This is a genomic window from Thermus neutrinimicus (assembly GCF_022760955.1).
GTDB classification, from domain to species: domain Bacteria; phylum Deinococcota; class Deinococci; order Deinococcales; family Thermaceae; genus Thermus; species Thermus neutrinimicus.
Genome location: NZ_JAKTNU010000011.1, coordinates 1 through 13,343 on the forward strand (window position 1 = coordinate 1; position 13,343 = coordinate 13,343).

The following is a 13,343-nucleotide window of genomic DNA, read 5'->3' on the forward strand; positions in this document are numbered from 1 at the left end:
TGGCTAAAATGCAAGCGGAGTCGGTCCCCCAGTCTCAGATGTATTGACCGATTACACTTTCTTGACAACGCCCGGGTTGGGTCTGCTAGAATCGAGCTAAGCCGGTCCGCTTCCCGACAAAAGGAGTGCCCATGGAGCTGTACCTGGATACCGCCAACTTGGAGGAGATACGGGAGATCGCCGCTTGGGGGGTGCTCTCCGGTGTGACCACCAACCCCACCCTGGTGGCGAAGGAGTATGCGGGCCGAGGAGCCAAGTTGACCGAGGAGGCCTTGTTCGCCCACCTAAGGACCATCTGCGAGGTGGCAGACGGGCCTGTTTCGGCGGAGGTGACCACCTTGGAGGCAGAGGCCATGGTGGAGGAGGGCCTGCGGCTTGCCGCCATCCACCCCCACATCGTGGTCAAACTGCCCACCACCGAGGAGGGCTTGAAGGCCTGCAAGCGCCTTTCCACCCGGGGGGTGAAGGTGAACATGACCTTGATCTTCTCCGCCAACCAGGCCCTGCTGGCGGCCCGGGCAGGGGCAGCCTATGTCTCCCCCTTTCTGGGCCGGGTGGACGATATCTCCTGGGATGGGGGAGAGGTTTTGCGGGAGATCGTGGAGCTAATCCAGGTCCAGGACCTGCCGGTCAAGGTCATCGCCGCCTCCATCCGCCACCCCCGCCATGTGACGGAGGCCGCTCTTCTGGGGGCGGACATCGCCACCATGCCCTATGGGGTCTTCAAGCAGCTTCTTAAGCATCCCTTGACGGACCTAGGCCTTAGGCGCTTTATGGAGGACTGGGAGAAGGTTAAGCCATGAGGAGAAAAGCGGATACCCAACAGGAAGCACCCCTTACCTACCAGGAGCTCTCGGCCAAGATTCTTCCGGAGCTCCACCTGCTGGCCCAGGAAGCGGGGATCGAGAACTACAAGCGCATGAAGAAGGACCAGCTCATCATGGCCCTCCTGGAGCGGCAGACCCAAGGGGAGGGCCTGCAGCTGGTCAAGGGCTACCTGGAGATCAGCCCGGATGGGTATGGGTTCATCACCGAGAACCTGTACAACTTGGAGTCCAGGGTGGCCATCGTCTCTGCAGGGCTCATCCGGCAGTATGCCCTAAGGAGCGGGGACTACATTGTGGGCCGGGCGCGGCCGCCGCGGGAGAATGAGCGGTACGGCACCCTCCTCAAGGTGGAGGCGGTAAACGACCTAGATCCCGAGGCCGCTAAGAGCCGGCCCCGCTTTGACGAGCTCATCCCCCAGTTCCCCGACCGGCAGATCAAGCTGGAGACCACCCCGGACGAGCTTTCCACCCGGGTGATCGACCTGCTGGCCCCCATCGGCCGGGGGCAACGGGGGCTCATCGTGGCCCCGCCCAAGGCAGGCAAGACCACCCTCCTCAAGAAGATCGCCAATGCGGTCCTGAAGAATGAGCCCGACATCAAGGTGATCGTTTTGCTCATAGATGAGCGCCCCGAGGAGGTCACGGACTTCCGGGAAAGCGTCCAGGGAGCCGAGGTCATCGCCAGCACCTTTGATGAGCCGCCCCAAAACCACATCCGGGTGGCGGAGTTTGTGCACGAAAGGGCCAAGCGCATCGTGGAGGAGGGAGGGCACGTGATGATCCTCCTGGACTCCATCACCCGCCTGGCCCGGGCCAACAACCTGGTAACCCCGCCCACGGGCCGCACCCTTTCCGGCGGGTTGGACTCCGCTGCCCTTTACTTCCCCAAGCGCTTCCTGGGGGCAGCCCGCAACATCCGGGGCGGGGGTAGCCTCACCATCCTGGCCACCGCCTTGGTGGAGACCGGAAGCCGCATGGACGATGTGATCTTTGAGGAGTTCAAGGGCACGGGCAACATGGAGCTCCACCTTTCCCGCCGCCTCGAGGAGCGTCGCATCTTCCCGGCCATAGACATCCTGAAGTCCGGGACCCGTCGGGAGGAACTCCTTTTGGGCGAGGAGGTGGTGCACAAGATGTGGCTTTTGCGCAAGGTTCTGGCGGACATGGACCCGGCGGAGGCCATGGAGATGCTCCTGGCCCGCTTGGCCCGCACCAAAAACAACAAGGAGTTTTTGGCATCCCTGGCCGCCCGCTAGGCGGCATTTCCCCTTGGGGGGGGCGGGTAGCCCGCCCCCCCAAGGCCTTTTGCCCCTTGCGTTTTCCCCGCTTGGTCCTGGTATAATCCCCGCGAGGTTTTGGCGGGGTTTGGGAGGTGAGCATTGCGGGGAGTATGGGGAGGTATATGGATCCTGGTTTCCTCTTTGGCCTTCGCCAAGCTGCCTGTTCTTAGCCCCCTTCCCCTTCCCGAGAACACGGTGGAGGTGGGCCAGGCATCCAAAAAGGGGTGGGTCCTCTATGAGGTAAAGCCTGGGGATACGTTGGCAGGGGTCGCGGCCCGCTATGGGGTGGACCCTCGGCACATCATCTGGTCCAGCGGTCTGCAAAGCGACCGCCTGCAGGTGGGGCAAAGGCTTCTCATCCCCTTGGTGGCTGCGGAGGACCGTCCTCCCAGGGTGCCTCCTGGAGTGGAGGTGTATCGGGTGCGCCCGGGGGATACCCTGCAGGGGGTGGCGAGCCGTTATGGTGTAGGCGTTCTGGACCTGGTTTCCGCCAACCCTTCCCTGGAGAGCCTGGACCGGTTGGTGGCGGGGAGCGTCCTTTACATCCCCAAAAGGGCCAAGGGTTTGGTGCTAACCCTGCCCGAGGGGGAGACCTTGGTGGACCTGGCGGCTCGTTTTGGCCTTTCCCCGGTGGCGGTGGCCCGGGCCAACGGGGTGGAAAATCCCACGGAGCTCCGTCCCGGCGACCTGGTCCTCCTCCCCGGCATAGAGGCCAAGACCACCTACCAGCGCCTTCTGGCCAAGCAGGAAGAGGAACGCAAGGCCCGCCTCGAGGCGGAGCGGCGCCGCCAGGAGGAGCTAAGGCGTCTGGCGGAGGAACGTAGGAGGCAGCAAGCCCTGGCCCAGCAGCGTACCCGGGAGGCGCAGCGGGTCCAGGCCCAGCGGCCCCAGGTGCGCCGGGTGAGCTACCAGGAGGGGGCCATGCGCTGGCCCCTTTCCGGCTTCCGCATCACCACCTACTTTGGGCAAAGGGGGGCCTTCCAGCGCTATCACACGGGGATCGACCTGGCCGCTCCTTACGGCACCCCCATCGTGGCCGCCAAGGCGGGGCAGGTGGAGGTGGCGGGTTGGAGTTCGGTGGGATACGGCTTCCACGTGGTCTTGGACCACGGGGGTGGGGTAGAGACCCTTTACGCCCACATGTCCCGCATCGCCGTGCGGGCCGGGCAGTGGGTGGAGGCTGGGCAGGTGATCGGGTACGTGGGGTCCACCGGCTGGTCCACGGGGCCCCACCTGCACTTTGAGGTGCGGGTGGGGGGCGTGGCCCGTAACCCCTTGGCCTACCTCCCCTAGGCGTGGGTGAGCGGTCCGGGGGCCTTTGGGCCCCCGGCTTCTTTCCGCTTGACCCGGCGGGCGGTAAGCTGGAGGATGGAGGACGGGATGGAGAAGGGAACCTTCCAGATCAAGACCGGCTTTGCCGAGATGTTCAAGGGCGGGGTGATCATGGACGTGACCACCCCCGAGCAGGCGGTGATCGCCGAGGAGGCGGGGGCGGTGGCGGTGATGGCCCTGGAGAGGGTACCCGCCGACATCCGGGCCCAGGGAGGCGTGGCCCGCATGTCGGATCCCAAGGTCATCAAGGAGATCATGGCCGCGGTGTCCATTCCCGTGATGGCCAAGGTGCGCATCGGCCACTTTGTGGAGGCCATGATCCTCGAGGCCATCGGGGTGGACTTCATCGACGAGTCCGAGGTCCTCACCCCTGCCGACGAGGAGCACCACATCGACAAGTGGAAGTTCAAGGTGCCCTTCGTCAACGGGGCCCGCGACCTGGGGGAGGCCCTGAGGCGCATCGCCGAAGGGGCGGCCATGATCCGCACCAAGGGGGAGGCGGGCACGGGCAACGTGGTGGAAGCGGTCCGGCATGCCCGCACCATGTGGAAGCAGATCCGCTACGTGCAGTCCCTACGGGAGGACGAACTGGTGGCCTACGCCAAGGAGATCGGGGCCCCCTTGGAGCTGGTAAGGTGGGTCCACGACCACGGCCGCCTTCCCGTGGTGAACTTCGCCGCCGGGGGCATCGCTACCCCGGCCGACGCCGCCTTGATGATGCACCTGGGCATGGATGGGGTCTTCGTGGGGAGCGGCATCTTCAAATCCGGTGACCCCAGGAAGCGGGCCAGGGCCATCGTGCGGGCGGTGACCCATTACAACGACCCCGAGGTGCTGGCCGAGGTCTCCGAGGACCTGGGTGAGCCCATGGTGGGCATCAACCTGGACCAGCTTAAGGAAGAGGAGCGCTTGGCCAAGCGGGGCTGGTGAGGGAAGCCTTGGGTAGGGCCATGGCGCGGGCGGTCTGCGGGGTTTACGAGATCCACCCCGAGCGGGTGGAGAAGGCCCGTGCGGCTTTGCCCCAGGAGGCGGCGCTAAGGGAAGCCGCCCTCCTTCTCAAAGCTTTGGCCGACCCTACCCGGATGCGCCTTCTTCTGGCTTTGAAGGCGGCAGGGGAGCTTTGCGTGTGCGATCTAGCCCTCCTCGCTGGGGTCTCGGTGTCCGCGGTGAGCCACCAGCTGAGGCTTTTGCGCCAGGGGCGGCTGGTGGCCTTCCGGCGGGAAGGAAAGCAGGTCTACTACCGCCTGGCGGATGAACACGTGGAAAGGCTTCTTGAGGGGGCTTTGGAGCACGCACTAGAAAACACTTGAACAACTACTCAAGTGATGCTACCCTGGGGGCATGGAGGCTCCCAGGGTTCGGGTCTTCCGGGTGGAGGGCCTGGACTGTGCTGACTGCGCCTTGAAGGTGGAGAAGGCCCTTTCCGGGGTTCCTGGGGTGGTGCAGGCCCAGGTCAGCTTTGCCAGCGGTAAGGCGTACCTGCACCTCGAGGTCCCCGGGGCGGAGAAGCAGGCGGAAAGGGTGGTTTCCGCCTTGGGCTATCGCCTGAGGCCTGAGGGGGAGGTGGCCAGGGGTGTTCTTGGACCCTGGCCCTGGGCCCTGGCCTCCGGGGGGCTTCTCCTGCTGGCCTTTTTAGCCTCTTTCCTCCTCCCCGGATTAGCCCCCTGGGGTTATGGGCTGGCGGCCTTGGTGGGGGTTTTCCCCCTGGCCCGCCGTGCGGCGGCCGCTTTGCGGCAAAACCCCTTCTGCATGCAGGCCCTGGTCACGGTGGCCACCCTGGGGGCCCTCGTCATCGGGGCGGAGGCCGAGGCGGCAGCGGTGGTTTTTCTCTTCCTGGTGGGAGAGGTGCTGGAGGCCTACAGCGTGGCCCAGGCGCGTAGATTCCTTTATGCCCTTTCCGAGCTTCTTCCCAGGCGGGCCTACCGCCTAAGGGAGGGAAGGGTGGAGGAGGTGTCCCTTAGGGCCTTGAGGGTGGGGGACTTGGTGCGGGTGCCCCCGGGGGAGAGGGTACCGGCCGACGGGGTGGTGGTGTCTGGGCAGGCCTCCTTGGAGGAGGCCGCCTTCACCGGGGAGTCCTTGCCTAGGCCTAAGGGGGCAGGGGACCGCGTTTACGGGGGTAGCCTGCTGGTGGAGGGAAGCCTGGTGGTAAAGGTGGAGCGCCTTCCCGAAGAGGGCTTCTTGGCCGAGATGGAACGCCTGGCGGAGGAAGCCCTTCTCAGGAAGAGCCAGGCGGAGCGGGTGGTGGATGCCTTCAGCCGCCGCTACACCCCGGCGGTCCTTGCCCTGGCGGGCTTTGTGGCCTTGGTGCTTCCCCTCTTTCAAGGGGATTTTCAAGGGCATATGTATAAGGCCCTAGCCCTCCTCCTCATCGCCTGCCCTTGTGCCTTGGTGGTTTCGGTGCCTGCGGCCATCGCGGCTGGGGTAGCCCGGGGGGCCAGGGCCGGGGTGCTCTTTAAGGGTGGGGTGGCCCTGGAGCGCTTAGCCGGGGTGCGCTTCGTGGCCTTGGACAAGACGGGGACCCTGACCCTGGGGAGGCCTCGGCTGGTTAGGGTGGTTCCCTTCGGCATCTCGGCGGAGGAGGCCTTGGCCCTGGCCAAAGGGGTGGCGGAGGGGTCTTCTCACCCTTTGGCCAAGGCGGTGCGGGAAGCTTCGGGATCCAAGGCCTTGCCCTCGGAGGAGCACCGGGCGGTGCCGGGTCTTGGAGCCTTCGCCCGGGTGGAGGGGCGGGAGGTGGGACTGGTGCGCCCAGAGGCGGTTAGCCTACCTCAGGAAGTCCAGGCCCAGCTTATGGCCCTATCGGGGGAAGGCTTCAGCCTTTCCCTGTTGGTTAGGGAAGGGGTTCCCCTGGCCCTTTTGGCCTTCCAGGACATCCCCCGCCTCGAGGCCCAGGAAGCCTTAACAAGGCTACGCCAACTGGGCCTTAAACCCATCCTCCTCACCGGCGACCGGGAGGCCCCGGCCCTGGCCCTGGCCGCGGCTTTGGGGCTGGCTTCCGAGGAGGTCCGGGCGGGTCTTTCCCCCTTGGAAAAGCTCCGCCTGGTGGAGGAGATGGAAAGTAGGGGCGGTGTGGCCATGGTGGGGGATGGGGTGAACGACGCCCCAGCCCTGGCCCGAGCTACGGTGGGACTTGCCGTGGCCGAGGGAACCGAGGTGGCTTCAAGGAGCGCCGACGTGGGACTTTTAGGCCTTTCCGCCTTGCCTCGGGCCTTTCGGCTGAGCCGCCTCACCCTTTCGGTGATCCGCCAGAATGTGGGCCTGGCGGTGGGGCTCAAGGGGCTTTTCCTCCTCACCACCTTACTGGGCTTAACCGGTCTCTGGCCGGCGGTTTTAGCCGACAACGGGGCCCTGGTCTTGGTAACCCTAAATAGCCTACGCCTTCTTTGGGCTCGGTTATAGACTATAATGCCTCCATGCCTAGGGTCTATCCACGTTTGCTGGAGCAGTTTCTTCAGAGCGAGGCCAAAGGGGGTATTCTTCTTTTCTTAGCAGCCCTTTTGGCCTTTATCCTAGCCAACACCCCATGGTCTAGCATGTACTTTGCTCTGCGGGAGGTGCCCGCTGGTGTCCGGCTGGGAACCTTTGACCTGGAAAAGCCCCTTCTCCTTTGGGTCAACGATCTCCTTATGGCACTTTTCTTTCTTCTGGTGGGGCTTGAGCTTAAGCGGGAGGTTCTTTCGGGGGAGCTAAGGGACTACCGGCGGGCGGGCCTGGCCTTGGCTGGGGCTTTGGGGGGTATGGCAGGCCCCGCCCTCCTCTTTCTGGTGGTGAACCCCGGCCTGCCCGAGGCCCGGGGATGGGGGGTGCCCATGGCCACCGATATCGCCTTTGCCCTCGGGGTGCTGGCCTTGGTGCCCAGGGCGCCTCTTGGGCTAAAGCTTTTCCTTACCGCTTTGGCCATTGTGGATGACCTGGGGGCCGTTTTGGTGATCGCCCTCTTTTACACGGGAGGCTTAGAACCCCTCCCCCTGGGCTTGGCGGCCTTCACCCTGGGGGTGGGTTTGCTCCTAAACCGCTTGGGGGTCTGGTACATTTGGCCCTACATGCTTCTGGGATTGCCCCTGTGGTACTTTGTCCTCAAGTCCGGCCTCCACGCCACCTTGGCTGGAGTGCTTTTGGCCTTGGCTATCCCTTTGCGGAGGGCTAGGCCCTTCCAAGGGGCTACTTCTGCCCAGGATCCCGAGGATTTGGAGGGGGAGCTGGAGGGCCTCGAGGAGGGGGTGGAGGGGGCCCAAAGCCCCCTGCACCGCCTGGAGCACACCCTGCACCCTTGGGTGGCGTATGGGGTGCTGCCCGTCTTTGCCTTTTTCAACGCGGGGGTAGCCTTGGCGGGCTTGGAGTTTGGAGCCGTGGCCCTGGGCGTGGCCTTGGGGCTTTTGCTGGGCAAGCCCTTGGGAATCCTCCTTATGGCCTGGTTGGCCCTGCGACTGGGGCTTGGGACCTTGCCCGAGGGAGTGGACCTGAGGGCCATCCTGGGGGTAGGGTTTCTGGCGGGCATCGGCTTTACCATGGCCCTTTTCATCGCGGGGCTTGCCTTCGAGGGGAGCCTATTGGACCAGGCCAAGGTAGGGGTGATGGCGGCTTCCGTGCTGGCTGGGCTTTTGGGCTTTACTTTGGTGCGGGCTTCCCTTGACAGGGCTTTGGCCTAGGCCCAGGATGAGGAGCGTGGTTGGCGTCCTGGCCCTACAAGGGGATTTCCGCGAGCACAAGGAGGCGCTAAAGCGCCTGGGGGTTGAGGCCAAGGAGGTGCGCAAAAGGGAGCACCTGGAAGGAGTGAAGGCCTTGGTGATCCCGGGGGGTGAATCCACCACCATCGGCAAGCTGGCCCGGGAGTACGGCATAGAGGAGGAGGTGCGAAGGCGGGTGGCAGAAGGCTCCCTTGCCCTCTTTGGCACCTGCGCCGGGGCCATATGGCTTTCCCGGGAGATTCTGGGCTACCCCGAGCAGCCCCGCCTTGGGATGCTGGACGTGGCGGTGGAGCGGAATGCCTTTGGCCGGCAGGTGGAGAGCTTCGAGGAGGACCTCGAGGTCCGGGGCCTGGGTCCCTTCCACGGGGTCTTCATCAGGGCCCCGGCTTTCCGCAAGCTGGGAGAGGGGGTGGAGGTGCTGGCGGAGCTGAGTGGCCTTCCCGTCTTGGTGCGCCAAGGTAAGATCCTCGCCAGCGCCTTTCACCCCGAGCTTACGTCGGACACGAGGCTTCACGGATACTTTCTGGGGTTAGCGGGTTTTTAATGGCAGCTACTTGTCGTAAACTAGGCTCGGTAACCATGTGGCCAATCCTGGGAAGAGCATGAGGAGGATAAGGCCCGTGAGCTGAAGTAGGAGAAAGGGGATGGCTGCCCGGTATATAGTACCCATGGAGATCTGGGGTGCCACCCCCCTTACGTAGAAGAGAGCGTACCCGAAGGGAGGAGAGAGGAAAGACATCTGCATGTTTACCAAGTAGAGGACCCCAAACCACAAGGGATCAAATCCAAGGCTCCGGATAATGGGTACAAAGACGGGGACAGCCAGGAGGAGTATTCCTACCCAATCCAGAAACATCCCCAAAACGATAAGGATGATCTGCATTACAATCAAGATTCCCCAAGGGGAAAGCCCTGTGCCTAAAAGGAGCTCGCTGACGAAGCGGTCCCCTCCTTGGGCCACGTAGAAGGCCACGAAGGCGTTGGCCCCAAAGATGATCCAAAGCACCATGGCGGTGGCCTTGGCGGTCTGTTCTAAAGCCAGCCGCAGGTTTTTCCAGGTGAGCTTACGATGTAGGCCTGCCACCACCAGGGACCCGAAGGCTCCTACGGCTGCTGCTTCCGTGGGGGCGGCTAGGCCCAAAAAGATGGTTCCGAGCACCAGGAAGATGAGAAGGAGGGGGGCCCAGATGGTCCTTAGGGCTCGCCAGCGCTCCGCCCAGGTGGGCATTTCCTCCCTTGGGATTCTGGGCACAGCCTGGGGGTAGAGGAGCGCATAGACGATGGAGAAGAGCATGTATAGGCCCGAGAGGACCAACCCGGGAAGCACGGAGCCCAGGTAAAGCTCTCCCACGGACTGGTTGGCCACCAGGCCGTAAATGATGGCGAGAACACTGGGAGGGATAAGGATGCCGAGGGTGCCCCCTGCCATCACGGTGCCTGCGGCTAGCACAGGGCTATACCCCCGGCGTAGCATCGCTGGTAAGGCCACTAGTGCCATGGTGACCACCGCCGCGCCGATCACCCCCACCATGGCGGCGAGAACGGTAGAAGCAGCAACGGTAGCGACCGCTAAACCCCCTGGGATCCGCCCCAGCCACTTGTAGGCGACGTCAAAGATTTCCTCAATAAGCCCAGACTTTTCTAGCATGGACGCCATGAAAATAAAGAGGGGAATGGCCGCTAGAAGGTACTGGGTCATGTTATTCCACATGCGCTGGGGCACTAGGGCTAAGGCGTCCGGGCTCCAGAGCCAGGCAATGAAAGCCACAGCAACGCCTCCTATCAAAAAGGCCAGCGGGTAACCCGTAAACAGGAGGAGGAAGAGACTCCCGAACATCAACCAGGTCAGCGTTTCAATGGGCACGATCTTCCTCCTTTCCTAGAAGCACGAGAAGGTCTCGGATTGCGTTAGCTAGACCCTGTAGAAGCAGCAGAGCGGCACCCATGGGGATGGCCAGCTTGAAGGGAAATATGGGGATGGCCTGGTTGGCCAGGGAAAACTCCCGGTTCTGCCAGGAAGCCAGGAAGAACTTCCAGCCATACACCACCAGGGTGCCAGCAAATAGCGCTAGAAAAACGAAGCCCAGAAGGTTGACCCAGGCTTGTCCTTTACGGGGGAGCCGGCTATAGAAGACGTCCACACCCACGTGAGCCTTTTCCTTTAGGGCATAAGCACCAGCCAGCACATACAGGAGGCCGAAGAGGAGCGTGGACACCTCGTGGGCCCACTGGGTGGGGGCGTTGAAGAAGTATCGCCGCACCACCTCGGCGGTAAGGATGAGAACCGCCAGCAAGGTAAGCCAGGCGACCAACCGCCCTGACCCTAGGCTTAAGGCGTCAATGAGGTTGAGGAGGCGCAGCAGGGTTTGGATCACGGCGCAACCCTCGAGGCTAGAGGCTCAAGCCGCGGATATCCGCATCGGTGACGTACCCCAAGGCCTTCATGTACTCCAGTTGGCTAGCAAAGGCTTCTCGAGCGTACTTGTCCTGTTTGGCCCACTTGAACCAGATGGGGATGGCCACGCGGCGGAACTTGCGCACATCCACCGTGGAGAGGCGAATGATCTGCACACCCGCGGCCTTGTATTTGGGCCAGGTTTCTAGGTTTGCCTTCTGGATGCCGGCATAGTGGATCCAGCTCCACTCGTGAACTGCTGCCTCAAAGCGCTCCTGAAGGTTCTTGGGCAGGGCGCGCCAGCGGTTGATGTTGATGGTGATATCCGCCAGGTCCACAGGTTGATGGATGCAAGGCGTTTCGGGTGGACCCATAATGATGTATTTGGTGACTTGGTGGAAACCCAGGTTGTAGTTCACCGCCGGGCCTACAAAGTCGGCCGCATCGATGACCCCGCGCTCCAAGGCTGGATACACCTCACCGCCCGGCAGGAGCACCGTGGCAGCGCCGGCGGCGGCAAAGATCTCGGCGATCATGCCCCCGGGCACCCTGAGCTTCACCCCCTTAAAGTCCTCGAAGCTCTTGATCGATTTCTTGGAATGAATGAGGTTATAGTCATGCTGGACCGGGCCCACAAAGAAAAGCCCCTGTTCCTCGTAGGCTTTGCGGGCCAACTGCAGGCCACCTAGTGCGTAGTACCAAGTTTCCCACTGGTCAGGACGGTCCAGGCCCAAAGGATAGGAGGAAAGGAAGGCAGTAACGGGCATCCTCCCTGCCCAGTAGAGGGTAAAGGGATGCATGCCATCCAGGACCCCGGTCTTGACCGCATCGAACATGTCAAAAGTGCCCACCACTGCCCCGGCAGGGAAGGTTTGGATTTCTATTTGGCCGTCGGTGAGCTCTTTGACCCGCTCGGCGAACTTCTGGAACAGGCTATAGCCCACGGTTCCTGCGTCCCAGGCCGACTGGATGCGCCAGCGGAACCTGGGGGCCTGGGCAATAGCCAGAGGGCTAAACACCGAGCTCGCCGCCACGCCAGTGGCTAGCCTGCGAATAAAGTTCCTCCGGTTCTCCTTCATGGTTCCCCTCCAGCGTAGAACGATACAAGCACCTCTGGGAATAACGCAGCAGGTTGGTGACGGACTTATAGAAACACGAGTTGCCTCATTTGTCAAGCCTTGGTATGTTTTTTCATTTAGCGAAATATCGGGATTCCTGATGGGACCAGGCACTCAAGGAAACTTCCCCCCGCCAGAGAGCGTGGGAAGGGGGATTTTAGGGTCGGAAGGAAGAAGGTACCCTGATGCTCAGGGCCGCATCCGGGTGTACATCCTGGGGAAGGGGATGGCCTCGCGCACATGGGAGAGGCCGCAGATCCAAGCCACGGTGCGCTCCAGGCCCAGGCCGAAGCCCGAGTGGGGCACGCTGCCAAAGCGCCTCAGGTCCAGATACCAATCGTAGACCTCCTCCGGGAGGCTGAACTCTTGAATTTTCCTGCGTAGGAGCTCCAGGTCGTGGATTCTCTGGCTTCCCCCGATGATCTCCCCGTACCCCTCGGGGGCCAGGAGGTCGTCGTTGAGGACCAGTTCCGGGTCCTCTGGGTCCGGCTCCATGTAGAAGGCTTTGATGCGGGCGGGGTAGCGCTCGATAAAGACGGGCCGGTCAAACTGGCGGCTGAGGGCGGCCTCCTGGGGGGCCCCGAAGTCCTCCCCGTAGGGCAGGGGTGGCACCTCGGGGTCCTTTTCCGCCAGCCGGTTTACCAGGGCCACGGCCTCCTTATAGGTGAGGCGAGGGTAGTTCCCTTCTGCGGCGGGTTCCAGGGCCCTGGGGTCCCGCCCTAGCATCTCCAGCTCCTTAGCCCTGCGCTCCAGGACACGGCCCACCAGGTAGCTCACCAGCTCCTCCTGCAGGGCCATGTTCTCCTCGTGGGTCATGAAGGCCACCTCGGGTTCCACCATCCAAAACTCCAAAAGGTGGCGGCGGGTTTTGCTCCTTTCTGCCCGGAAGGTGGGGCCAAAGGTATAGACCTTGCCATAGGCCAAGGCCCCGGCCTCCGCGTAGAGCTGGCCCGACTGGGAGAGGTAGGCCTTTTCCCCGTCAAAGAGGTCCACCTCAAAGAGGTCCGTGGTGCCCTCCACGGCGCTGGGGGTGAGGATGGGGGCGTCAAAACGCAGGAAGCCCTGCTCGGCGAAGAAGTCGTGGATGGCCCTTTCCACCTCGTCCCGGATGCGCATCACCGCAAAAGGGCGGCGGTGGCGGAGCCACAGGTGCCGGTGGTCCATGAGGAAGTCGATGCCGTGCTCCTTGGGGCCAATGGGATACTCCCCGTGGGGGAGGCTCATCACTTCCAGGTTCCGCACCGCCAGCTCAAAGCCCCCGGGGGCCCTCGCGTCCCGCAGCACCAGGCCGAAGGCCTTTAGGGCCGTTTCCTGGGGCAGGTGATCCGCCTGCTCAAAGACCTCCTCCGGCACCTCCCCCTGGAAGAGGGTGGCCTGCAGGAAGCCCGTGCCGTCCCGGAGGATGAGGAAGTGGATCTTCCCTTTGGAGCGCTTTTGGTAGAGCCAGCCCCTGAGCTCCACCTCCTGGCCCTCGTATTTGGCGATCTCATCAACGAAGACCCGCATACCCTTTCTATCCTAAGGGGCCTCGAGGCGTCTATGGGGATGGGGCGGTAAGAAGGGTACGGATCTGCCTTTTCCGCCCAGGGCAAAAGCCAGCCCCGAAAGGGGTGCGCACGGGGGTAGGAAGGGGCTTGTGGCCCCTGGGGCTTAAGAAGACGGAAACGAGGCAGTAAGGACCCCGGTCTTAAGAACCAATCCAGAAG

The 13,343-nt window shown here is 63.2% G+C and carries 12 protein-coding genes; 8 read left to right on the forward strand and 4 right to left on the reverse strand.

Annotated features, from left to right (window positions below; translation table 11 throughout):
- Positions 1 to 131 precede the first annotated feature (131 nt).
- From fsa to pdxT, 8 genes are all read left to right on the forward strand, one after another.
- Complete coding sequence (gene fsa / locus L0C59_RS07475) at positions 132 to 803, forward strand: fructose-6-phosphate aldolase (protein ID WP_243090735.1); 672 nt, start codon at positions 132 to 134, stop codon at positions 801 to 803.
- Positions 800 to 2,083 carry a transcription termination factor Rho gene (gene rho / locus L0C59_RS07480; protein WP_243090736.1) on the forward strand — a complete coding sequence of 428 codons (1,284 nt, stop codon included), beginning with the start codon at positions 800 to 802 and terminating at the stop codon, positions 2,081 to 2,083. Before fsa ends, rho begins: the two co-directional genes overlap by 4 nt.
- A 165-nt stretch (positions 2,084 to 2,248) precedes the next feature.
- Positions 2,249 to 3,400, forward strand: a complete 1,152-nt coding sequence (locus L0C59_RS07485) for a peptidoglycan DD-metalloendopeptidase family protein (RefSeq protein WP_423247928.1) — start codon at positions 2,249 to 2,251, stop codon at positions 3,398 to 3,400.
- Between the two features lie 87 nt (positions 3,401 to 3,487).
- Positions 3,488 to 4,369: a pyridoxal 5'-phosphate synthase lyase subunit PdxS gene (pdxS, locus tag L0C59_RS07490; protein ID WP_054391771.1), complete on the forward strand. Its 882-nt coding sequence runs from the start codon at positions 3,488 to 3,490 to the stop codon at positions 4,367 to 4,369.
- A gap of 20 nt (positions 4,370 to 4,389) precedes the next feature.
- Positions 4,390 to 4,749, forward strand: coding sequence for an ArsR/SmtB family transcription factor (locus L0C59_RS07495; RefSeq protein WP_243090797.1), 360 nt, complete (start codon positions 4,390 to 4,392; stop codon positions 4,747 to 4,749).
- A 31-nt stretch (positions 4,750 to 4,780) separates the two neighbouring features.
- The gene (locus L0C59_RS07500) at positions 4,781 to 6,835 is read left to right on the forward strand and encodes a heavy metal translocating P-type ATPase (RefSeq protein WP_243090738.1); all 2,055 of its coding nucleotides are present in this window, start codon (positions 4,781 to 4,783) and stop codon (positions 6,833 to 6,835) included.
- Between the two features lie 14 nt (positions 6,836 to 6,849).
- Positions 6,850 to 8,085: a Na+/H+ antiporter NhaA gene (gene nhaA, locus L0C59_RS07505; RefSeq protein ID WP_243090739.1), complete on the forward strand. Its 1,236-nt coding sequence runs from the start codon at positions 6,850 to 6,852 to the stop codon at positions 8,083 to 8,085.
- Positions 8,086 to 8,092: 7 nt separating this feature from the next.
- Positions 8,093 to 8,668 (forward strand): pyridoxal 5'-phosphate synthase glutaminase subunit PdxT, encoded by a 576-nt coding sequence (pdxT, locus tag L0C59_RS07510; protein WP_243090740.1) that lies wholly within the window; start codon positions 8,093 to 8,095, stop codon positions 8,666 to 8,668.
- Between the two features lie 6 nt (positions 8,669 to 8,674).
- Here the strand turns inward: pdxT and L0C59_RS07515 are convergent, their stop codons facing one another.
- The 4 genes from L0C59_RS07515 to asnS form a co-directional block, all read right to left on the reverse strand.
- Positions 8,675 to 9,961 carry a TRAP transporter large permease gene (locus tag L0C59_RS07515; RefSeq protein ID WP_243090798.1) on the reverse strand — a complete coding sequence of 429 codons (1,287 nt, stop codon included), beginning with the start codon at positions 9,959 to 9,961 and terminating at the stop codon, positions 8,675 to 8,677.
- 16 nt (positions 9,962 to 9,977) lie between these two features.
- Entirely contained in the window at positions 9,978 to 10,496 is a 519-nt protein-coding gene (locus L0C59_RS07520; protein ID WP_341474746.1) for a TRAP transporter small permease subunit, read from the reverse strand.
- 19 nt (positions 10,497 to 10,515) lie between these two features.
- Positions 10,516 to 11,598: a TRAP transporter substrate-binding protein DctP gene (gene dctP, locus L0C59_RS07525; RefSeq protein WP_243090742.1), complete on the reverse strand. Its 1,083-nt coding sequence runs from the start codon at positions 11,596 to 11,598 to the stop codon at positions 10,516 to 10,518.
- 228 nt (positions 11,599 to 11,826) lie between these two features.
- Positions 11,827 to 13,143, reverse strand: a complete 1,317-nt coding sequence (gene asnS / locus L0C59_RS07530) for an asparagine--tRNA ligase (RefSeq protein WP_243090743.1) — start codon at positions 13,141 to 13,143, stop codon at positions 11,827 to 11,829.
- Positions 13,144 to 13,343 lie beyond the last annotated feature (200 nt).